This window comes from Burkholderia sp. AU4i, assembly GCF_000466765.1.
Taxonomy (GTDB): Bacteria; Pseudomonadota; Gammaproteobacteria; order Burkholderiales; family Burkholderiaceae; genus Burkholderia; species Burkholderia cepacia.
Genome location: NZ_ASSI01000046.1, coordinates 1 through 22,195, shown reverse-complemented (window position 1 = coordinate 22,195; position 22,195 = coordinate 1). Strand labels below are relative to the sequence as shown.

Below are 22,195 nucleotides of genomic sequence, written 5' to 3'. Positions count from 1 at the left end.
ATTATGCGGCGCCCTGAGTCACGCACCGGATACAAGCCGTGATCGAGGCACGGACGGCCCCCTACGGCCTGCAACTTTGCTTGGTACCCTTCCGGCGTTGCCCAATCGGGCCAAAGCAGTAATCTCCGCTCCGGCATCGCCGTACCCGGCAACTGCGAGGAAGCCGCCTCTGCCAGGGTTAGTTGAGCTGACTCCTGACCGCGCGGGATGATGCATTACGTTCCGTAGCAACGAGCGCCTGATCCAGTGCGCTCACAACCCAGTCGATATCCTGAGCCTGAAAGGCCAGCGGCGGCCGAAGTTTGAGCACATTTCCATGCGGGCCCGCCACGGAGGTAAGCACGCGTTGATCACGCAGGTTCTCGATGACGTCAAGCGCACGAGCCTTGTCCGGCGTTTTACTCTCCCGGTCCGTAACCAGTTCGAAACCGATAAACAACCCCGCCCCCCTCACGTCCCCTACGCACTCGTGGCGCTCGGCCAGACGGGAAAACTCGCCGAGCAGACGTGCGCCGACCTGTTGACTGTGCTCTTGAAGCCGTTCCTCGCGAATGACGTTGAGCACAGCCTGGGCCGCGGCCATGGAAACCGGATTGCCACCAAAAGTGTTGAAATACGGAATCTCATCACTAAAGGCGGCAAGCACCTCCGCCCGCGCGAACAGGGCGGACACGGGGATACCGTTTCCCATTGGCTTGCCCATCGTCACCACGTCGGGAACGACGCCATGGCGTGCGAAGCCCCAGAAGGCGTCGCCTGTCCGTGCGAAACCGGGCTGAACCTCGTCCGCGATGAAAATACCACCGTTGCGATGTACCACGTCAATCGCTGGCTGAAGGTAACCTGCAGGGCCTGGCAAAACGCCATCCGACGAAAAGATGGAATCCGCCATAAATCCGGCGAACCTGATACCCTGGGCAGCCATGTCGTCGATCTGCTTTTGCATCTCTGCCGCGAACCACAGGCCCAGATCGGGCGTGTCGACGCGATAGCGGTCCGGCGCTGGGATGAGGCGGGTTGTCGGGTCAATCGGCTGGCCGCTGCCCAACGCAGGCGAGGCGCCCGAGGTCAGGTAGCTGGTGCCATGGTAGGCCTCGCGGCTGACAATGATTCCCGTGCCGCCGCTATAGGCACGTGCAACCCGCATCGCCAGGTCGTTTGCCTCTGAGCCCGTACACATGTACATGGCCCTGCTGATTTCGGAGGGCATCGTGGTCAGCAGTTCCTCCGTGTAGGCGAGGATTCGCTCGTGCAGATAACGGGTATGCGTATTCAGCTGCTTCATCTGCTCATGCACCGACGCTATGACGGCCGGGTGACAATGACCGATGCTGGCGACGTTGTTATACATGTCCAGATACTTATCGCCGTGAACGTCCCAAAGATATTGCAGCTGGCCGCGTACGAGATGAACGGGCTTTCTGTAGAACAACCGATAGGAACCCCCCAGCAGTTGCTCCCGCTTCTGCGTAAGTTGGCGGGTGTATTCATCCAGTGTTGCCGCGTTCTCAGGACGGAAACTATTCGTGTCCATAATGGTTGACCGGGTACCCATGACTAATTGCTCCACATTTAAAAGCGGTCTGAGATCAGGATGACGTTTCACGCGCTCGATAGACGAACGGGAACGAGAGTCCGCCTGTCAGACCCGCTTGAGTATTCAGAAAAAGTTGCTCCATTCCGCCGGCGATCTGTCGAACGGCGACGAGCGGAAGTGGATTCGGAACTGCCGGTGTGGGTCAGTGCAGCGCAGGCGCGCAGGCAGGACCCTTTGCGCCGGTCGTGACCTGTCTCGAGAACAAGCGGTCCACCCGGGCAATTTCCTCTGGCGACTGTTTGATCGCGAGCGCAAAAATCACGAAGACGATAAAGTTCGCGGCGAGCCCGACGATCCCGCTTGTCAGCGAGCCGAGTGCCCGAATATCGTCCGGATAAATGGTCGTCAGTACGATTGCGATCGCAATGCCGACCAGCATGCCGGCAATCGCCCCCTGCTTGTTTCCGCGCTTCGAAAAGATCCCGAAGAAAAGCGGCACTGCCAGCTGGATAATCCCTTGATACGAGATCTGCGCAAGCAATTGCAGTCGACTGTAATCGAATGTCAGGTACGCGATCACGGCAGCAGCAACAATGAATACGACCATTCCGGCCTTCGACAGCACCATGAGCTGCCGGTCGGAGCGCGGAGTATTCCAGGTCGCAATGTCATTTGCGAATTGTGTGCCGCACACCTGCACGCAACCGTCCACGTGTCCGATACTGGCTGCGAGTACGATGACGGTTGCGAGCGCAAGCAGCCACGGGCCGCCGATATCCGCGAGAGCGACGAACCAGCCGTCCTGCGGATGTGCTGCAACCTTGGGATCGTGGCTCGCCGTCGCGGCAAACAGCATCAGGATGCAATAGAACCCGCCAACCAGCAACATCGTCAACAGCGTGCCCTTCTTGACTGCGCGTACACCGCTCGCCGTGTAAATCCGCTGGAAGCTCATCGGCCAGCACATCGACCCGATCACGCCTGTGAAGATCAGGCTAAACATGTACCAGGGACCATATGCCGTGCGAGCGTCCCCCGGGATCAGGAGCATCCTGGCCGGAAGCTGGGAGAGGTTCGAAAAGGGCGCGTGGTTGCCCATCAACAGCAATATGCAGACTACCGCGCATACCACATACGCGACGATGCCTTGAAACATATCGGTCATGATGAGCCCGCGCATGCCCATGCTGACCGTCCAGTATTGACGGATGAGAACAACGGCAACGCCCACGATCAGACAGGTCGTAACGGACCACTGGCTGAAGCTGGCGAACTGGAACAACGTCCCGAGCGCCTGGATGCCCATCACGACCCACGGAAACACGGAGATAATTCCGATGATCGACGCAATCCGCTTGACGACCGGGCTGTTGTAGCGCATTCCGAGCAAATCTGGTTGCGTCGTCAGGTTGTACTGCGACCCCCACGACCATGCGCGATTCGCCATGAGGTACATCACCGTAACCCCGAGCGTGGCGTACACCATTCCATAGAAGCCGAGCACGCCGCCGACGGACAAGGCAAAGAATGCAGTGAACGTTGACCCCGGCCACCAGGAATTTGTATAACTCATTGCAACGTACCACGGACCGTAGGAACGTCCGCCGACCGCGTAGTCCGCGAAACTCGTGCTCCTCCGGTTGGTCGCATACAGTATCGCGATCATCACGACGAGAAAAATGGCAATCGTGCCAAACGTTATGAATACGGCTCCATTCGACGCGTTCATGCCAGCTCTCCTTCTTTCACGCAATCTCCGACCTTCCCTTCAACCAGGTACAGCACCCAGACGCCGAGTAAGACCAGAACCACATTGACCATCCAGTAAAAAATCGGTAGCGGTATACCGAGCACCAGAAGCGTGCTACCGCTGACACTGAGATAGAGCGGCGGAAACAGTGCCATCAGCAGTAGCAGGAAGAAATAAATACCAAACACGACTCGGATCAGGCGCCGCGGTGGTGACAGCATTGGCGTATTCACTTTCAGATGCTCCTTAAAGTTAAGGTTTTCTTCACATAAATTCAGGAATACTAAGTACAGTAGTTGTAATTAGCCGGTGATGACTTCGTCCTGCTACCCTCAAATCCTGTTACCTACCAGCCTGCCGATCTGACCATCGTCGAACAGCAGGAGAAGCTCATACCTGCCTTAGCCAGCTTTCCCATCTGATATCCTGCATGACAGTGCGAGCTCGCATGTACTTCCATATCCCGTACTTATAGAAATCAAAATCGATTCTGGAGACTGAACGCTGCACCATCGCCCATGCCGACCATTTAAGGTCAGCCAGCGCTTTGTAGAGCTGTACACGTGCAATTTCCCTGGGTCCAACGCGCCCAAAATATTCCTCGATCAGTTCCAGCTCCACCTGCTCATCGAAGAACATCTCGCCGAACCACATCGCAAGCTCGTAGTACCGGTCGTTATTCGACGCGTATTCGAAATCGACGAGCATGACTCGATGTGCTGCATCGAGCATGAAGTTGCCCGCGAGCGTATCGTTCATGCATGGCGCGAGATCGACGCCGGATGCCTCGAGCGCCCGCCGTGCGCGTGCGTATTGCCGGCACAACCATTCGTGATCGAGCGGACACGCCGCGCGTAGTGTGCCGCGCTGGTCCTCATGCTCGTCGATCATGTTGAATACGGTTTTCGTCTGCGTTAGCAATGGCTGGTCGTTAAACGCCTTCAGCGCCCGTAACGCGTTGTGCCGTACCGTGCCATTCAGAAAGTCGAGATTCGAAGACGAGTGCCATCCCTCCATGAACTCGAAAATTTCGACGCCGCAGTCTTCCATAAATGAGAAGACCGGAGCACCGTAACCACATTCAGCGGCGCGCACACTTGCCTCATGCGCGGTGCGGCGATCGATGAACATTTCCGTCCCGATGCCAGGGACCTTAAGGAAATACGTGGTTTTCTCGTGTCCGTTCGCAACCTCCACGCGCCAGTTCGAGTTGGAAATTCCACCGCTGACAGGCGAATAGCGGATCGCCCGCTCCGCCCAATCCGGCACGCGGCGAATGACGGACTCGATGTTGAATTCATCAGTTGTCTGTGCATCTCCGGGAGTTTTCATTTCACCTATCCTTTGAATGCTCGTAGCCAGCCCTCGAAACGCGGGTCCCGAATCGTCTGCCGACAGCGCTGTAGTGTCCATTGAGAAAGCTTGGTGAACTCAAGGCGGCGCGAGGACGTCGTGCCAAGCCATAGTCCCCACAACGTCCAGTACCAGTCGTCAACAAACGCATAGAGACGGCAGCGTGCGTAGTCGGCTTCTTCACACTGACCACTCCAAAACCTGATTCCGTCACGCCATTGCGGTTCAAACTGGTAAAGCTCATTCAGAACGACAGCGACGTCGTACCAGGCATCGCCCGTTCCACCTCGATCAAAGTCGACCAGGGCCAGCGTATCGTCAGGGCCAACCATCACGTTTGAAGCTGCACCGTCACCGTGTAGCGGGACAGGGGTGGTGTCGCGTCCACTTTCGAGCGCGCTCGATGCCATTTCGACGCACTCGTCGAGCCATTCATGACCTGACGGCAGAACGACGGCGTCGCGATCACACAGTGCGCGCAGGCGGGCAATATCGGCCACAAACGAGCGGTGAAATCCGGGATCCGGTCCGCAATGAACCTTGCGCTTGAGATCCCACAAACGCTCGAGTCGGTCAGGCGCAGTGAGATCGTCGACCCGTGCCCACCGCCACGCATCGTCCGGGAGCGCATCGAATAGCAACACACCGCGCTCGACATCGGCCAGATAGAGAGCTGGCGTGACACCGGTCAACGCTGCCGCCCGGCTGGCGAGTACGGTCTGCTCCACATCGATCAGCGGACGCATATCGTCGTACAGCACTTTCGCGTATCGTTTCTCGCCGTCGCCTGTTTGAACGAGAAATCCCGCCCATTCGGTCCGGAGGCGCATCGGCGACGCGACACCGCCAAGTCCGCTGCAGCTATACTCGAGCGCAGTCAGGTCCGTATCGGCGAGTGCCTCGATCAGGCGTGCCTGTTCGGAGGAGGTTTTCATTTCCCAACCCTCACCGACTGTTCTGCGTTGTCACGCAGAGCGTTTCCAACAGCGCACTTAGCGCGCGCAGGCCATTGTGCAGATCTGCCTCTTCCGTGAACTCAGCTTCGTTATGAGCGATGCCGCGATGGCTCGGTATGAAGAGCAGACAGGAGGGAACCGTTCGACTTAGACTGATCGCGTCGTGCCCGGCGACCGTCACGCTGTCGACGGACCGCAGCCCGAGCGATCTGCAAACGTCGTGTGCGCACTGTGCCAACCTGCTATCGAGCGCAACCGGCGCGCGTAGCTGACGGCTCTCCACTTCGACATGCGTGCCGGTCTGCGCAGCGATGTCGTCGAGTATCTGGGCAAAGCGTTTGCCGACGTCCTCGAGTCTATCTGTGGACAGGGAGCGGAATTCGACGTAGAGCGTCGCCTTCGATGGCACCACGTTTGGCGAATTTGGATAAACGTCGAGACGTCCCACCGAACCATGCATCTGGTCGCCGTGCTTCCCGACTTCCGAGTACACGGCCGAAATCGCGCGTGCAGCGGCCCGTAGCGCGTCCCGCCGCTGGTCCATCGGCGTAGGACCCGTGTGGCTTTGTTCGCCGTCAAAGCGCACGCGCAGCTTTAGGGCCGCCCAGGTTTCCCTCACTACGCCGATTGAGATCTGCTCCCGCTCGAGTCTTTCGCCCTGCTCGACATGCGTTTCCACGTATGCGGCGACCGGGATGTCGAGCATCTCTTCGCCGAGGTAGCCGATGCGCTCGAGCGCCTGGCACAACGTGATGCCCTGTGCATCGGTACAGGCGAGCGCGTCGTCAACCGATAACGCGCCAGTGAATACGCTGCTGCCCGTCAGGCTGGGCTGGAAGCGGGCGCCTTCTTCGTTTGTCCAGTCGACGACAGCGAGATTGCATGGAGGGCGAACGCCACGTTCCCGTAGCCGTCTTGCAATGCCGGCAATTGCGACTGCACCGGCAAGCACGCCGTAGACCCCGTCGAAACGTCCCGCACTCGGCTGACTATCAAGATGCGAGCCGCACAGCACGTAGGGCGCTGACGGGTCGAACGTGACGAGACCGAACAGGTTGCCGACGCGATCGACTTGCACATGGAAGCCATGGCGGACTAACCAGTCGCGCAGCAGGTCGCGTACACGGCCATCTTCCTCAGATGCGGCAAGTCGATGCAGACCTCCCGCGCTGGTTACGCCGATCGCCGAGGTGGCTCGAAACAGCGCATCGAACTCACTTATTGCATCGGCATCAGGCAAGTTGACTGCGATTGGAGAGCTAGGGATAGAGTATGTCGACATGTTCCTGTTCCATACGTTGACGATAGTCTCCTGGTGGCGGGAGATTCGTGACAAGAGTCGTGACTGCGCTGAATGGCAGGGTGTTGATGAACGTGCGATGGCCAAACTTGCCGTAGTCGGCGAGAATCACGCTTCGTACGCAATGCCTGGCGAGCGTCCGCCTCAACACTGCCTCGGGTTCCTCGTAATCCATGAAACCGAGTTCCAGGTCGATGCCGCCGATTCCCATGAACGCGATGTCGTAGTGGAACTGCCGGGAAAATTCGAGCGTATGAGGACCAATCAGCGCATTGTCGTTACGGCGAACATCACCAGGCGTGACGACCACATGGTTGTCGCTTTGCTGCGCGACGAGTTGTGCGATATCCAGTGAGTTCGTGACAATCCGTAACCGGCTGAATCTCGTCAACGCCTGCGCCATCGCAAATGTCGTCGTGCCGGTATCAAGAAAAATTGCCATACCCTCCTGGACAAATCCTGCCGCACACGTGGCGATCTGGGTCTTCGCCTTTGTCTGAAGTCGGCTGCGCACCTGCAGCGGCTGCTCCTCGCTGCTCCTTGGCGCAATCGCGCCGCCGTGAATCCGGCGGAGTTTGCCGATCGACTCAAGATATTTGAAATCCCGTCGAATGGTTTCTTCGGAAACCAGTAAAAGTGCTGCCAGATCAGATGCTTTCACGCGCTGCTGCGCGTCCAGCAAGCGCAGGATTTCCTGAATACGTGGCTGAGTGAGCATGAAGTGGTCGATCCCGGTGACTAGAGTCCTAGCAGTGTAGCGAGACCGTCGTGCCCTGCGTGAGGTACGCCCATCACGATGTGCGCGATGCGCGACCGTCACATCACGGGCGTCGGGCGCCGAAGTGACCCATCTCACTGATCGATCGTGAACCACGAAGCGTTGGCAACGTAGCATGGTGGGCCTCAGACGCCGAGCATCGGGGGTAGCCGATGCGCCCATGGCATGATTGCTTCGATGGCGGAGCAGAACTGCAGCACATCTGCGTCTGCGAAACGCGGACCCACGACCTGCAATCCAACTGGCAAACCCGTGTCGCTCCAGCCGCACGGCAGGCTCGCGGCCGGATTACCGGATAGATTGAACGGGTACGTGAAGGGCGTCCAACACGCCCAGGGCAACGCACTGTCATGCGTATCGAGTTCAGGCGGAGCGATGAGATCCGCGTCGAACGGAAGGATTGGCAGCGTTGGCGTCAGCAGGAAATCGTACGTGTCGAACAGCGCATGAACCTGGCAGGCGAACGTCGCTCGCCGCTGGATTGCAGTGAGATAGTCCTCGAGACTGTAATCTGATGCCCGGCCTATCAGCCTGGCGAACCCGGGGTCGAGCTGGTCCGCACAGTTTTTCAAGGTCTGGCCATACACGATACCGCGCCCGGCGACCCAAAGCGTTTCGAACGTGGGGAGCGGATCATGCCAGCCGAGCACCGGCATTTCCAGGTCGATCGGGAGCGCACGTGCAATTCGCTCAACAGCTGCGCCGACGACACGCGATATTTCCGGATCAACATCGACACCAAATAGCGTTGGACAGAACGCGACGCGTACCCGCTTCAACGGCTCTTCGCAGCGTGCGAGATACGATCCGGTCGCTGCAGGCAACGCCTGGTGATCACGCGAATCGGGCCCGGCAAGAACGTCAAAAAGCAGCGCGCTGTCACGTACGGTCCGGGTGATGGGACCCGCGTGGCTCAGCATTTCTGTCGCCGACCAGGGCCACGTTGGGATGCGACCGTGGGACCCCTTCATCGCGAATACGCCACAAAACGCGCTGGGGATTCTGACCGATCCCCCTCCGTCCGAGCCGAGTGATGCAGGGACCATGCGCGCAGCAACCGAGATAGCCGAACCGGAACTCGACCCCCCACTTGTGAGGCGCGCATCCCACGGATTGCAGCCATTACCAAAAACCCGCGAATAGCTCGCCCCACTCCAGCCAAACTCGGTCGTCGCAGCTTTTCCGAGCAGGATTGCCCCCGCTTCCTTGAGCCGCCTGATAACGGGAGCATCTTCCTGCGGTACCCAGTTCATAGCGGTCAACGAGCCTCGCGTAGTGCGCAGCCCTGCGGTGGCAAACAGGTCCTTGATTGCGAACGGGACGCCGTGCAGGCCTCCACGCGTCCGGTTCTCTTTAGCCTCGCGCGTGAGGGTTTCCGCGTAGCGAAGCGCCTCTTCCGCATAGACGTCACCGAACGCATGCAATGTTGGATTGTGGGTTTTGATCGAATCCAGACAGCGCTGAACGAGCTCAACCGGCGTCAGTTCGCCGCATCGTATCGATGCGGCCGCGTCGGCGACGGTCGGCATTAAGTTCTTGTTTACTTGCGGATTCATGGCGGAATGGGGCGTCGTCATCAGCATTGATAGGGCGATTCCATTACAGGCAAGCCAAAAATCCGCGTCAAGAAAAATTTGTTGGGAATGTTGTGATTGTTGGTTTTGTTGGTTTTGGTTTGGTGCATAGATTCGACGTACAGCCGCAGATCTCACCCTGGTCGCTCTTGACGTCGATCGACGGCCAGTGGCATGAGCCAACCAGTCCGCGCGAGTTACCGGAGAGATTTGTCCCCAGGAGGGGTTCTGAAGCTGTGTCCGGGAGGCGGCCCTCCATCATGGACGCAGCGACCTGACGCGCGGCCGAAACTGTTCGTGGGCAGGCTTATGGCGCTCAAGATCAAGAGGGAGCGGAATTGTGTAGCTGTCGTCCACGAACGACCGGCGTTGCTATGACGGGCGTGGCCTTCGAAAGCGCGGGTAAAGTCTGGGATCCGGGATCCGTACCGCAGGGCTGAGTATGAAAACGATGAAAGAGCCTCAAAATAGCGCACGAGCTGCGTCGTAAGCCATTCATCATTCGATAATCAGCTGGGGACTCCTTACGACGTGCACCCGAGTGGCAACCAACAGTTGCCAGGGCAACTGCGTCGATCATTGCCTCACCTGGAGCAACCCAATAAAGTTATTGAGCGGCAGGCATTTCCCGCGCCGCGATGTGTGTTTTGAGGGCTCCGGTGCGCGCATTGGAGCCCTTTTTTCTCCACATCAACTGAAGAATTGACGACCGACGCCTGATTCGGCTATCTGCTGACCCGATGCTCATGGATTCGTCATTGTCCGGGAGCCGTGGTACCCGTCACACGCAGCGCGTTGGCAACCAGCGAAAACGCCGGAGAAGGCTGACGCCGGCTTGGGTAATACAGGTAATAGCCGGGAAAGGAAGCGCACCACTCGTTCAGGACGCGCACCAGACGGCCTTCCTTGATGTGCGGCGCGAATTCATCCTCGGGGAGGAAGGCGATGCCCAATCCCGCCAACGCGGCGTCCACCATGCCGGGCGACGTGTTAAAGATGAGCTGTCCGTTGACCCGCACATTCTGCCTCTTGCCCCGGCGCTCGAAATCCCAGACGTACAACCCACCTGCCGTCTGCATGCGCTGGTTGATGCAATTGTGGCTCAACAGGTCACGCGGCGTTTTGGGAACCGGGCGGGCAGCGAAGTATGCCGGCGACGCCACAACAGCCATGCGCACCGGCGGCCCGATGGGCACCGCAATCATGTCCTTGTCGATGGTGTCCCCCAGGCGCACACCCGCGTCGAAGCGATCGGCCACGATGTCCCTGAACCCGTAGTTGACATCGAACTCGACATTGATATCGGGATAGTCGCGCAATAGCGGCTTGAGCTTGGGCAGCAACGTTGTCCGCAGGACATGCTCACCGCAGGTAATCCGCACCGTGCCGGCTGGCTTGTTCCGCATCTGCGTCAGCTCATCCAGTTCGGCTTCGATTTCCTCGAAGCGATGGCCGATGGCCTTCAACAGACGTTCGCCCGCAGCCGTGGCCGACACACTGCGGGTGGTTCGCGTCAGCAGCCGGATCTCAAGCCTTGCCTCCAGGCCGGCGATGGCCTGACTGAGTGCCGACTGGGTCACGCCCAGCAAAGCAGCGGCACGCGTGAAGCTGCCTTCCCGCGCCACTGTCACGAAATACAGGAGATCGTTGAGGTTACGTCTGACCATGAGGGCCATCCTCAGAGGTGATTAATTAGCCGATCTTATATCCTCTTTAAGAATTCATTAGCTAGTCGGGCGCACCGTCCTGAAGGAAGATTCAGCATATGACCGCCAATGCGGCATCTATCTGAAAGTGAACGCCCCGAACATGAGCAAGCCATTCAACTGTGCGGAAAAAGAAGCTGCAGATCCCACGCGCAGCCAGGTAACGGATCGACGCGGCTTTCTGAAAGTGGCTGGAACCACCCTCACCGCACTGAGCGTTCTGTCTATCACTGGCAACATCGCCTTTGCTGCAAATACGAAAGCGAGCCCCGATATGTCCAATGGCGCAGACAATTTTTACCGGAGCGACAAGGTGACCTTGCAGACAGTCTCCTTCGACAACCAGTACAGGATGCAGGTCGCAGGCAATCTGTTTGTTCCAAACGGGTTCGACCGGAACGTCAGGCATCCCGCGATCATCGTCGGCCATCCGATGGGCGCGGTGAAGGAGCAAAGCTCGAACCTGTACGCGCAAAAGCTGGCCGAACAGGGCTTCGTCACCCTGGCGATCGACCAGTCGTTCTGGGGAGAGAGCGAGGGCCAGCCGCGCAACGCCGTCGCACCGGACATCTATGCCGAGGCATTCAGCGCGGCGGTGGACTACCTCGGTACGCAACCGTTCGTGGATCGCGAGCGCATTGGCGTTCTCGGTATCTGTGGCAGCGGCAGCTTCGTCATCAGCGCGGCGAAGATCGACCCGCGCATGAAAGCCATTGCAACAGTCAGCATGTACGACATGGGGGCGGCCAACCGTGACGCCCTGAACCACTCGCTGACGCTCGAGCAGCGCAAGCAGATCATCGCGGAGGCAGCGCAGCAGCGGTATGTGGAGTTCACCGGCGGAACGACACGGTACACCGGTGGGACGGTGCTGAAACTGGACGCCCATACCGATCCCGTGCAGCGCGAGTTCTACGACTTCTACCGCACTCCGCGCGGCGAGTTCACGCCGAAGGGCGTGTCGCCGCAGACCACCACGCGTCCGACGCTGACCAGCAACGTGAAGTTCATGAACTTCTACCCGTTCAACGACATCGAGGCGATCTCGCCGCGCCCGCTGCTGTTCATCAGCGGTGACCAGGCGCATTCCAGGGAGTTCAGCGAGGACGCCTACCGGCGCGCCGCCGAGCCGAAGGAACTGGTCTGGGTGGCGGGCGCCGGCCATGTCGATCTCTACGACCGCGTGGACCTCATTCCCTGGGACAAGCTCACGTCCTTCTTCAGCAGGCATCTGGCGCAGACGGTAACTTCATGACGGCACGACCCTGTGAGGCCCGAGATCAAGGCAACTTCTCCGCGGATACGACGAGCGAACGGGCCGGCTGTTGGAGCGGCGTATTCGCGATGTCGCTGTGCGTGTTCGCGCTGATCGCTTCCGAGTTCATGCCTGTCAGCCTGCTGACGTCCATGGCGAACGACCTCCATGTCACCGAGGGAATGGCCGGGCAGGGCATTGCGATCTCCGGGGCGTTCGCTGTACTGACCAGCCTGTCAATCTCCGCGCTGGCCGGCAGCCTGAACCGGAAGACCCTGCTGCTGGGATTGACGGCACTGATGGCCGTCTCCGGTGCCGTGATCGCGCTGGCATCGAACTATCCGGCGTATATGGCAGGCCGTGCGCTCATCGGCGTGGTCATCGGCGGTTTCTGGTCCATGTCGGCCGCGACGGCCATGCGGCTGGTGCCAGCCCATCAGGTGCCGCGCGCGCTGGCGATCTTCAACGGTGGCAACGCGCTGGCCACGGTGATTGCCGCGCCGCTGGGCAGCTATCTGGGCTTGGTCATGGGCTGGCGCGGTGCCTTCTTCTGTCTGGCGCCGGTGGCGGCGGTCACGCTGGTCTGGCAATGGGTCAGCCTGCCTTCGATGCAGCCCGAGGCCCGCGCAGCCGGCTCCCCCAACGTGTTCAGGTTGCTCAGGAGCCGCTCCGTCGCGCTCGGCATGGCCGCCTGTGGCGCTTTCTTCATGGGGCAGTTCGCCTTGTTCACCTACGTGCGGCCGTTCCTTGAAACGGTGACGCATGTCGGCGTGTCCACGCTGTCGCTCATCCTGCTCGTGATCGGGGTGGCAGGCTTCATCGGCACCGCGCTCATCGGGGCGGTCCTCAAGCTCGGTCTGTACAGGACCCTGATCGTCATTCCGGTTCTGATGGCGCTGATCGCCCTGGCATTGATCCCCCTCGGAGCTTCGATCGCGGACGTTGGGGCGTTGCTTGGCGTGTGGGGTCTGATAGCGACAGCAGCACCCGTCGGCTGGTGGAGCTGGATCGCCGAAGCCATGCCGCAGAGCGCCGAAGCGGGCGGCGGGCTGATGGTGGCCGTAATCCAGTTGTCCATCGCCCTGGGTTCGACGGTGGGCGGTCTGCTGTTCGACACCAGCGGCTACCGGAGTACCTTCGTGGCAAGTGCCGTCGTGCTGCTGCTCGCGGCCTTCCTGACCTTCCTGACCTCACGCTCGCTGACGTCCCACACCGCTTGAGTATGCAATGAAGATCGAACATCGACGAAATCGAAAGGGGTGGAGCCTGCGTGGACTGAGCCTGGTGCTCGGGTTATTCATTTTTAGCAGCAGCGGCGAAGCCGGCCAGCAGTCGGTTTCGGGCTCACTCGCCGTTACTGCTGCGGATGCCAGTGCGGCGTCCCTGAAACCGGAGGAATCACGTATGTGGATGACAATCGGCGAACATCGTTTCGCCATTACGCTGGCTGACAACGCCGCCGCCCGCGCGCTCGCAGGGCTGCTACCCCTGACGCTGGATATGGCGGAACTCAATGGCAACGAGAAGCATGGCGAGGTATCCAAATCGTTGCCGATAAACGCCAGCCGCCCAGGGACGATTCGTAACGGCGACCTGATGCTGTACGGGTCAAGGACCCTGGTCGTTTTTTATCAGACCTTCGACTCGTCCTATTCGTACACCCGCATTGGTCGCGTGGACGATCCCACTAGCCTTGCCCAAACGCTCGGCGACCGCAATGTACGAGTTACGTTTTCCAGGGACTAATCGGGCTCTGCCAATTCCCCCCAGCAGCCTCAAGGCTGGCTTGCGGAACTCGCCCCGCGTTCGTGATGAAAGAGCGGTGACGCCGCGGATTCCCAGAACGTCAGCGAATGACAGCTTCTCCGCTTTGACGCGGCCACAGAGTTGTGGTGATCGAAGCTCGCCAATGGGTCGACGCGCGCCGATCGAGCGCCGCCGCGTCGGCATAGAATCATCGTAGTAGCTGAGCGTGACCGTCGTCGGGCTGTTCAGGCCGAACGCGACGGACGGCGCGACGCCCCACCGCTTGCTGTAGACGTTGTTGCGCCCCGCCTGATTCGCATCGAAGCCCATCGCATTGAAACGAAATGCGTTATCGCCTGCGAACTTCTGGTTGACGTCGAGCGTCAGGCGCTTATATGCGTCAGTACCGATGCCGGCACTGCCCGTGATGAAGTTCTCGTTCTTCGGCATCTTGGTTTCGATGTCGATCGAACCGCCCACCGCGCCGCGGCCGGCATAAACCGAATCCGGGCCCTTGATGACCGTGATGTTCTCGATGTCGAAGGTCTCGCGATTCTGGACGCCGGAGTCCCGAATGCCATCCACAAAGATCGAATTGCGCGATTCGAAGCCGCGGATCACCGGTCGATCTGCCGACGGGTTCGCCGCCGCATCGCCGCCCAGAAAGGTGATACCAGGAACGGTCTTGAGCGCGTCCGCGAAGGTTGTTGCGTTGGTTTGCCTGATCAGTTCTTCGGGGATGACCGTGATCGAACGTGGCGTGTCCAGCAACGGCGCGGTGAATTTATAAGACGGTAGCGCCTTAACCTGCATATCCGATTGGACCGCAGTCGCATTCACGGTTACGGCAGGCAATGTTTGCGGCGAGGAATCGCCCGACTCCTGCACAGGCGCGGCCTGCGCGAACGCTTGCGAGGGGGAGAGAAAACTTGCGCAATAGAGGGCGCCGACGGACGCGAGCAGGCGCGTCCGCGTGTTGAACAGAGCGGGCATGGTGGCGGTCTTGAAGATGGATGATCCCCACGTTGCATGGGGCACACGGATGCGAAATGGATCGTCTTAATCCAGTAAATGAGAAGCATCCTCATTTACTTTTAGAAGCGAAGTGTAATGTTTCCTTTACAATCGTGTAAACAACTTTCGTCGCAAAGGTGTTGTATCCGGGAGGGTTGGCGCCGAACGGTCGCGTCGAGCAAAAACGGTCAGCCCTATCCCACCGCCTATGGTGGCCTGGCACTCTAGCCCGCTATTGATCGGAGCTATTGCCATTATCGAACGATATATCCTGATGTCGGGCTTGTTAGCTCTCGTGTTCAATTCATAGATCGTCCCGCCGTACGTCAGGAAATCGCCCCGTGTTAGCGCGGCGCTGCCGTGGCTGTGTCTGTGTCTTAAGGGCCGCTCGGCGGGCAATATGGGCGAAGCGCTGCGTGTGCTGCTGACGCGAAGGGCTTGTCGGGGAGTGTCGTGAGTCGGCTGAAGGCGTAGGGCCGAGGAGCATGCCACGTGGAGCCGGCGTGATCTGTCGAAGTCGTACTACGTCTATTGGCGGGTCGACGGTATACACCCCGGGCTGCGCAGCGAGAACTCCGATGACCAATTCATGCTAGTGATCATCGGCGTGAGGGGATTGGCGTAAAGAGCGCGGGGCAATCGGTGACGGGTATCGGGAAACAAAGGCATCATGGCTTGAGCCGCTGCTTGATCTGAAGCGCGGGGCTTGCAAGCGGGTCCACGACTGGCCGTCGGCGATAGTGCAATGGGCTTCTGGGCACGCGCAAAGGCGGACATGTAGACGATCTGGATGGCTGCCACACGAGCCGACGCGTACGCCGCTTTCGCCCCTTTCGTGTCGATCCATTCAGCGAAATATCCGAAGGCAACCGAGACGCTGAAAATGGATCGCGAGAGCCTGTTGGCGTTCTACGACCTCCCCGCTGAGGACTGGCAGCATTTGCGGACGACCAACGCGATCGAGTCGACATCCGCGAAGGTACGTCATCGAACGACGCGTATGCGTAACTGCGTGTCGCGGCCTACCTTTCTTGGTCTTGCATTCAACCTGATTGAGGAGGCGGAGAAAACTTGGCGCCGCATCAACGGACCGGAAACGATCAAGCAATTGCTGGAAGGCCCCCCTTCGAGGACGGCGAACCGGTGCAAGACGATCGACCAGTCCAGCAGAAACTCGCCGCTTGAAATCGACCGTAATGATGCGGCTCATACACCACTCTTGACGTTAGCTCAGCTAGCTGACCTATATGTCGGCGTAGATCGTTGCCGACTGCATATCGCTGCAAGAGATCAAGATAATTCACCACACGATGGACAGGGCCAAAAACTCTCAATTGCCCTAGCTTAGCCGGCAACGGCAATCCGGCCGGCAAACCGCAGGTGGATTATCCATGGCCGGCAGCAAAACGGGTTCAACAAAGGTTCAACGGCGTAGTGACGTAACCGCGCTTTCTTGTGAGATGACAATTTTCAAGTAGTTGATTTTTAAGACAAAGTTATGTGAAGTGACGCGTCGAAGGGGACTCTTAATCCGTAGGTCGAGTGTTCGAGTCACTCACGCCCCACCAGGAATTTCAAGGGCTTAGCAGCGATGCTAAGCCCTTTTCTTTTTCCGACTGTCAACGAAGTGTCAACGGCTCATCCGCTTCTCCCTCGCTGACAATCTCATCAAGCCTTAGACTCGACCAGAGCCTAGCCCGGCAGGCGCGTTGAGGATTCTGCGCTCACCCCACGCCGCGTATCTCCTTCTTTTCTCCGAAACAACGACAGTCGGCCGCGAGATCGAAATACATGCGCGCATCTGCAACGCTTGGATGATCGCGCGGCGCTCGCCTGCGTGCGCGACGCGATTCATCCAATACGCATGGAACGTATCAAACGTCGTCGCCCCACCCCCCAAGGCAGTCAGCCAGTCCAGTACCGTTTGGGTGACCGCCTCGAGCTAGTGTTACGTCAGTTCGAGGGCCGTGATGCGTAGCGCCCGCGATTTACCTTGAAAACCGGACTGCATCTACTGACGATGGTATCGGGCCGTTCGTCGGGTTTCGCGGATGCTTGATGGCTAGACGCAAGTCGCTTATCAGGTGTCTTCCGGGTTTCGCGGATGCTTTTGCTTCCTGCGCACCTTCTTCTGCTAACAAAATCCACCCAAAACGAACCAACTCCTGCCAAATCAGCAGCACGCAGCAGGCATGGACTGGCATGTCCACGATTCGGGTTTCGCGGATGTTTTCGGAAAGCCGCCGTTGTGCCGATGGTCGGCCACTAGCGTGGCAATCTCATGCATTGCCAACCCAACCGGTAAGCGGCCGGCCGTCAATTACCACAAGACACCGTTGACACCAGCCAGGGAGATTGGACTGTGACGTTCAAACAGGTTGCTCGGCAATAGGGCGGGACACCTCACGCAGACGTTGGCTTTGAAAGAAATTCGAAAGACACGAGATCCAGCTCATATTCAGCAATCGTCATCACGACAATGTGCTAGATTTCTGTCACTACCCGCGCGCGCGATACTCGGAGAATGTAAAGGTTGCATTTTTCAGCTTCGATCGTCTCGTTAGCTCGCTCGATTCCACACGCGAAAAATAAGCTAATCCATGGACACCGTACCTCGCCCGATTCTAGAGCTTGAAGCCGTCTTCAACGAAGCAGCCTTTCCTGAATATACATACGTTGATCCAGAAAACTATAAATTTATAAAATCTGCAATCCGCGCCAAGGGAAAACACGTAACCATCTCTGGCGCATCAGGCTCTGGAAAAACAACGGTTGTCAATAAAATCTTAAAAGATCTCGACATCCGACACACCGAAATATTTTTAGTCAATGGTCGCGAGTTCAAGCACCACACGCACTACTTGGAAATGTTTGGTGCCATGCTTGGCGTCGAGCCAACGTATGATGCTATAACTCCATATCTTGCTTCTCAGCGACTTGTAATACTTGACGATTTTCATCATCTTTCTGGATCAGTGAAGGAAGGATTATCTTTAGATCTCAAACTTTGGCACGAAAAGCATGTCCGCTTCGTTTTGATCGGCATCGCGTCGAGTGCAAGCGAGCTCGCCGGAAATGATTCCGAGCTTGGCATACGTAACGATGTGTTCGATTTGAGGACTCAGAATGAGGAGTTTGTGCGTAAGCTCATGAATCTTGGCGCACATCACCTACACCTTAAATTCTCCGAGCGCTTCGTGTCCGAGACGGTTGCCGGTTCAAAAGGGATTCCTTCGGTTGTGCAAGCGATATGCCGAACAGCTTGCATTAAAAATGATGTTGAGCGCACTCAAGATGCCGAACGCGAAATCGATGAATCTCTAGCGAATATCAAGAAAGAGGTTCTCCGAATTTTTGAGCACAAGTACCTCGATAAGATCGTCTCTCTTTCAAAGGGCAAGAACCAGGCCAAATCGGTTCACAATACCTACTTTGATATAGTTACCGCTATAGCAAAGGACGAGCGCTCGGATATTCCGACCGAACACCTCTATCGAGCAATAGTTTCACCCATTACCGACCCAAAAAAGAAGAATCAAAAATCTACGTCTTATTACAACTGCCTCAACTATCTTGGCGACGTCATCAGAGATTCAAAACTTGATGACGTGATCATGTATCAGAAGGGCAAGTCGATATCAATCGAAGATCCAACTTTTCGTTTCTATCTAAACCTCTTAGATCTTGACGAGGTGCGTCGAAAAATTCACATTCGGAATGCCGATTATCCGTGGGATGTCGCTGTTTCGTTCGCAGGTGAAGATCGATCACTTGTACTACAGTTTGTAAAAGAATTGGAGGAAAAGGGAATTTTTCCTTTTTATGACTTTAACTACCAAGCTCAACTGTGGGGCATGGATCTCCAAAAGAAGCTGGCCGACATATATTCAAATGATGCACTTTATATGGTGATATTCATTTCAGCCAATTATCCCGAAAAGGATTGGACACGCTTCGAATTCGAGATTGGAAAAAGCGCTAGCGATAAGCGGACGGATACCTACATACTTCCAATCGTAATCGATGACGTTCCGATGGTTGGCCTATCAAAAACACTCGGGAAAGTGTTTCTAAAAGATCACGACATCTCTTACTGTGCCGACCTCATCGCCGCAAAGATTACCAACTGATGCGAACATAGTTGACAGCACAAGGCACCCGGAGACAACTTATACCCCTTGTTTCCGGGTAGCACGTCAATGTCACTCATAAAATTAATCACTTAAATCATAAAATTAAAATGGAATTAGAGTCTAAAATTGCCCACCTTGGTTTCATCCAAGGAACAATTAACAGAATGAGCGGGAATGTATTTCTGATAAAAGGCTGGACAATTGCTCTTGTCGCCGCCATGACCGCACTCACATCCGACTCAAAATTCAGCGCATATATAGCCTTTTTTCCTATTCTGTTATTTTGGTGGCTTGACGCATACTACCTAAGACAGGAAAAATTATATCGGGAGCTATATAAAGCTATCGCAGCGAGCAGCCAAACAACATCATTTGACATGGAGACTAGCCCATTCCAATCAAATGTAAAATCCGTAATTTGCACAATGACAACAAAGTCGGCCATGCCATTTTACGGTCTGATTCTAATCCTACTCGTCGTCTTTATTTCAAAAGGGTTATTCATACACAACCCAGAGAAAACCAATTCACCCCAAACCTCATCCCAACCGGCACACGACTCTTATATTATATTAACACCATACCTTCCCATGCCACATTCAGAAATCAGCCATCGCCCACAGTTCTATTACCCATATTGAATTGAATTTTATTTAGGCAATCTGCACATTACGTCAACTCGCCCTGCATTTGCGAAGTACGCACTAGTGGATTAAGGCGCCTAGCCTCTTCGAGATGGTCAGGAGCGAGGTGTGCGTAGCGCATCGTCATCATCAAACTTTGATGTCCGAGGATGCGTTGAAGCGTCAAGATGTTGCCCCCGCGAATCATGAAGTGCGATGCGAACGTGTGCCGTAAGACGTGCGTCAACTGGCCGTCAGGAAGCACAATGTTCGCGCGATCGATCGCTGATCGAAACGCGGCAAAGGCGCTCGCGAATATGCGTTCGCCAACGCCGTGCGCCGTATGATGTGCGGCGATCTGCTCGGTTAGTTCGCGAACGATTGGAACAGCACGAGCCTTGCCAGATTTGGTTCGTGCAAACTGAATGACGCCGGATCTGACCTGCCCTACGCGAAGTACCTCCCGTAAATGCAAATAGTCGCATCGGCCACGGCGGACTTCCCCTGCATTTCCTTCATCGAACGCGTTCGAGATACCCGTTTTGTCCGGTCTTTCGCCGGTCGGGGGCACCCAATTTCGGCGTTCGAACAAGCAATGAGCACATCAAGCCAACCCGCAAAACGGCTGTATGTCGATCGGGAAACCGTGCCGCCGTTTTCATCAGGACTTCCACCGCCTGCCAAGGCGCGAACCTCCGGCCCCTATATCTCCTTACTTTAATCTGCCCCTTATTTTAGCCTTACGTTCTCTTAATCCGTAGGTCGAGTGTTCGAGTCACTCACGCCCCACCAGGAATTTCAAAGGCCGGTCAGCGCAAGCTGACCGGCCTTTTCCGTTTACACCTGCCGCTTTCCTGCCGTTTTTCATTCACGCCGCGTCGCTTCGCGTTGCGCGCCTCTCGCGGTACGCGAGCGCACCCATCTTCCGCATCGTTTCCGCTAGAATCGTCCGACAAATATCACACGACCGGCGCAGGCACTGTCGTTCGCCCGCCGGCACTGAGAGAGCATGGGACGTCAGACATGGAAGCATGTGAACGGGACGCGACCATTCAGAGGGCCTGGTTGCGCCGGTATCGGCCGGTTCGGCGGGTCACGCCATCCCCCCGATCAAGCCGGAATCCGCGGTGCGAAGCACGACGAACCGGATCCGGTCATGCCGGGTAGGGACGCACTCGTCGCGATGGCGCTCGGCGTCGTGCTGCTCGTACTGGCCGGCATGCTCGCCGTGACGGCCGGGCAGGCGACCGGCCAGCTGGTCCGTGCACCGGGCACGGTCGTGCGCATCGTGCAGGACAGCGACGCGATGCGCGCGTACCGGCCGATCGTCGCGTACCTCGCGAACGACGGCCAGCGTCGCGAAGTCGCCGGCAATACCGCATCGACCGTCCCCGCCTACGACATCGGCGAGAACGTCGAGGTATGGCTCGACCCCGGCCACCCCGAACGCCCCGCGCTGATCGACGATTTCGCGCAACGCTGGTTTCCGGCGATCGTGCCGGCGCTGCTCGCCATCGCATCGTTCGCGATCGGCGGCCTGCTGATCGCCGGCGAGCGCCGCCGCCGGTCGTCCGCCCCGCCGCCGGTCCGCCGCGCCCGCAAGCACGTGCGCAGCCGCTGGGATATCGCGATCGTGCTGATTCCGATCGCGATCGGCACGGGCTTCATCGCCGGCGCCGGTGCGGCCGGCCTGCGCCAGTGGCAGGTCATCCACCACTATGCGCGTTCCACCGGCCATGTCGTCGAGATCGCGAAAAACGCGCACTCGCCCCGCGCGCGCACGTCGCTGTATTCGGCGATCGTCGCGTTCACGACCGACAGCGGACGCCAGATCAGGTTCGCGCAGGGTTCGGCGTCGTCGCATCCGGGCCTGCACGAAGGCGAAGCGGTCAACGTGCTGTACGACCCCGTCACACCCGAGCGCGCGGTGGTCGACCGCTTCTGGGATCACTGGGGCCTCACGGCCATCCTGTTCGCGATCGGCGCACCGTTCCTCGCGGCCGGGCTGTTCATCGCCGCGACGCTGTGGCCGGAACATCCGCCGCACGAAACCGCGCCATGACGTTCGCGTGCCGCCCGTGCACCGCGCGGCACGACGACCGGCTCGGCGCGCGCGTCACCGCTCCCTGAACGCCTCCACTTTCGCGCGGTTCCCGCAGGTGCGCATGTCGCACCAGCGCCGCCCGACGCCGCGCCCGCGATCGACGAAGAACCACGTGCAACGGCCGCACTGGCGCACGCGCGCAAAATCGTCGCCGCGCAGCAGATGCTCGAACCCGAGTGCGGCCGCGTCGACCCAGCGCGACGCGACGCGCGCGTCGGGCCGCCACGCGAACCGGCCGTCGACCGCATCGAACGCGCTGCGCCCGATCGCCTCGCGGATCGCAACGGCGAGCCGGCCCGCCGCGCGCGCGCCGGCAGTGCCGCCGCCGCCGGCCGTCAGGTGCGCGATCGCGCTGTAAGCCTCCTC

General features: G+C 58.2%; 16 protein-coding genes and 2 pseudogenes. 6 read left to right on the top strand and 12 right to left on the bottom strand.

What is annotated here, in order from left to right:
- Positions 1–178: 178 nt before the first annotated feature.
- From L810_RS10380 to L810_RS10340, 9 genes are all read right to left on the bottom strand, one after another.
- Positions 179–1,555 carry an aspartate aminotransferase family protein gene (locus L810_RS10380; RefSeq protein WP_012431157.1) on the bottom strand — a complete coding sequence of 459 codons (1,377 nt, stop codon included), beginning with the start codon at positions 1,553–1,555 and terminating at the stop codon, positions 179–181.
- A 184-nt stretch (positions 1,556–1,739) separates the two neighbouring features.
- Positions 1,740–3,266, bottom strand: coding sequence for a sodium:solute symporter family protein (locus L810_RS10375; RefSeq protein ID WP_012431156.1), 1,527 nt, complete (start codon positions 3,264–3,266; stop codon positions 1,740–1,742).
- Positions 3,263–3,520 carry a hypothetical protein gene (locus L810_RS10370; protein ID WP_012431155.1) on the bottom strand — a complete coding sequence of 86 codons (258 nt, stop codon included), beginning with the start codon at positions 3,518–3,520 and terminating at the stop codon, positions 3,263–3,265. The genes L810_RS10375 and L810_RS10370 overlap by 4 nt, the downstream gene beginning before the upstream one ends.
- A gap of 157 nt (positions 3,521–3,677) precedes the next feature.
- Entirely contained in the window at positions 3,678–4,619 is a 942-nt protein-coding gene (locus L810_RS10365) for a choline kinase family protein (RefSeq protein ID WP_012431154.1), read from the bottom strand.
- Positions 4,620–4,624: 5 nt separating this feature from the next.
- Positions 4,625–5,575, bottom strand: a complete 951-nt coding sequence (locus L810_RS10360) for an aminoglycoside phosphotransferase family protein (protein ID WP_012431153.1) — start codon at positions 5,573–5,575, stop codon at positions 4,625–4,627.
- 10 nt (positions 5,576–5,585) lie between these two features.
- Complete coding sequence (locus L810_RS10355) at positions 5,586–6,878, bottom strand: Zn-dependent hydrolase (protein ID WP_012431152.1); 1,293 nt, start codon at positions 6,876–6,878, stop codon at positions 5,586–5,588.
- Positions 6,856–7,614: a DeoR/GlpR family DNA-binding transcription regulator gene (locus L810_RS10350; protein WP_012431151.1), complete on the bottom strand. Its 759-nt coding sequence runs from the start codon at positions 7,612–7,614 to the stop codon at positions 6,856–6,858. The genes L810_RS10355 and L810_RS10350 overlap by 23 nt, the downstream gene beginning before the upstream one ends.
- 185 nt (positions 7,615–7,799) lie before the next feature.
- Positions 7,800–9,257, bottom strand: coding sequence for an amidase (locus L810_RS10345; RefSeq protein ID WP_202945176.1), 1,458 nt, complete (start codon positions 9,255–9,257; stop codon positions 7,800–7,802).
- 746 nt (positions 9,258–10,003) lie between these two features.
- Positions 10,004–10,915 carry a LysR family transcriptional regulator gene (locus tag L810_RS10340; RefSeq protein ID WP_012431149.1) on the bottom strand — a complete coding sequence of 304 codons (912 nt, stop codon included), beginning with the start codon at positions 10,913–10,915 and terminating at the stop codon, positions 10,004–10,006.
- 142 nt (positions 10,916–11,057) lie between these two features.
- On the opposite strand from L810_RS10340, the gene L810_RS10335 reads away from it, so the two are divergent.
- The 3 genes from L810_RS10335 to L810_RS44990 all read left to right on the top strand — a co-directional run bounded on the left by L810_RS10335 (position 11,058) and on the right by L810_RS44990 (position 13,955).
- Positions 11,058–12,209 carry an alpha/beta hydrolase gene (locus tag L810_RS10335; RefSeq protein ID WP_081712824.1) on the top strand — a complete coding sequence of 384 codons (1,152 nt, stop codon included), beginning with the start codon at positions 11,058–11,060 and terminating at the stop codon, positions 12,207–12,209.
- A gap of 89 nt (positions 12,210–12,298) precedes the next feature.
- Positions 12,299–13,429 (top strand): MFS transporter, encoded by a 1,131-nt coding sequence (locus tag L810_RS10330; protein WP_021158343.1) that lies wholly within the window; start codon positions 12,299–12,301, stop codon positions 13,427–13,429.
- 7 nt (positions 13,430–13,436) lie between these two features.
- Positions 13,437–13,955, top strand: coding sequence for a cyclophilin-like fold protein (locus L810_RS44990; protein WP_012431146.1), 519 nt, complete (start codon positions 13,437–13,439; stop codon positions 13,953–13,955).
- Positions 13,956–14,438: 483 nt separating this feature from the next.
- Here the strand turns inward: L810_RS44990 and L810_RS49610 are convergent.
- Positions 14,439–14,768, bottom strand: a pseudogene (locus tag L810_RS49610) (TonB-dependent receptor plug domain-containing protein); the annotation flags it as partial.
- 511 nt (positions 14,769–15,279) lie between these two features.
- Here L810_RS49610 and L810_RS44985 point away from each other — a divergent pair.
- Both L810_RS44985 and L810_RS44290 read left to right on the top strand, forming a co-directional pair.
- Positions 15,280–16,154, top strand: a pseudogene (locus L810_RS44985) (transposase); the annotation flags it as partial.
- A gap of 1,415 nt (positions 16,155–17,569) precedes the next feature.
- Positions 17,570–19,099 carry a TIR domain-containing protein gene (locus L810_RS44290; protein ID WP_021158340.1) on the top strand — a complete coding sequence of 510 codons (1,530 nt, stop codon included), beginning with the start codon at positions 17,570–17,572 and terminating at the stop codon, positions 19,097–19,099.
- Between the two features lie 672 nt (positions 19,100–19,771).
- Here L810_RS44290 and L810_RS44980 read toward each other — a convergent pair.
- Positions 19,772–20,296 (bottom strand): tyrosine-type recombinase/integrase, encoded by a 525-nt coding sequence (locus tag L810_RS44980; RefSeq protein WP_230945807.1) that lies wholly within the window; start codon positions 20,294–20,296, stop codon positions 19,772–19,774.
- Between the two features lie 438 nt (positions 20,297–20,734).
- Here L810_RS44980 and L810_RS10310 point away from each other — a divergent pair, with 438 nt between their 5' ends.
- Positions 20,735–21,787, top strand: coding sequence for a DUF3592 domain-containing protein (locus L810_RS10310; protein ID WP_042973997.1), 1,053 nt, complete (start codon positions 20,735–20,737; stop codon positions 21,785–21,787).
- Between the two features lie 54 nt (positions 21,788–21,841).
- On the opposite strand, the gene L810_RS47025 is transcribed toward L810_RS10310, so the two are convergent.
- On the bottom strand, positions 21,842–22,195 hold a 354-nt coding region (locus L810_RS47025; RefSeq protein ID WP_042973995.1), incomplete at its 5' end, for a CGNR zinc finger domain-containing protein.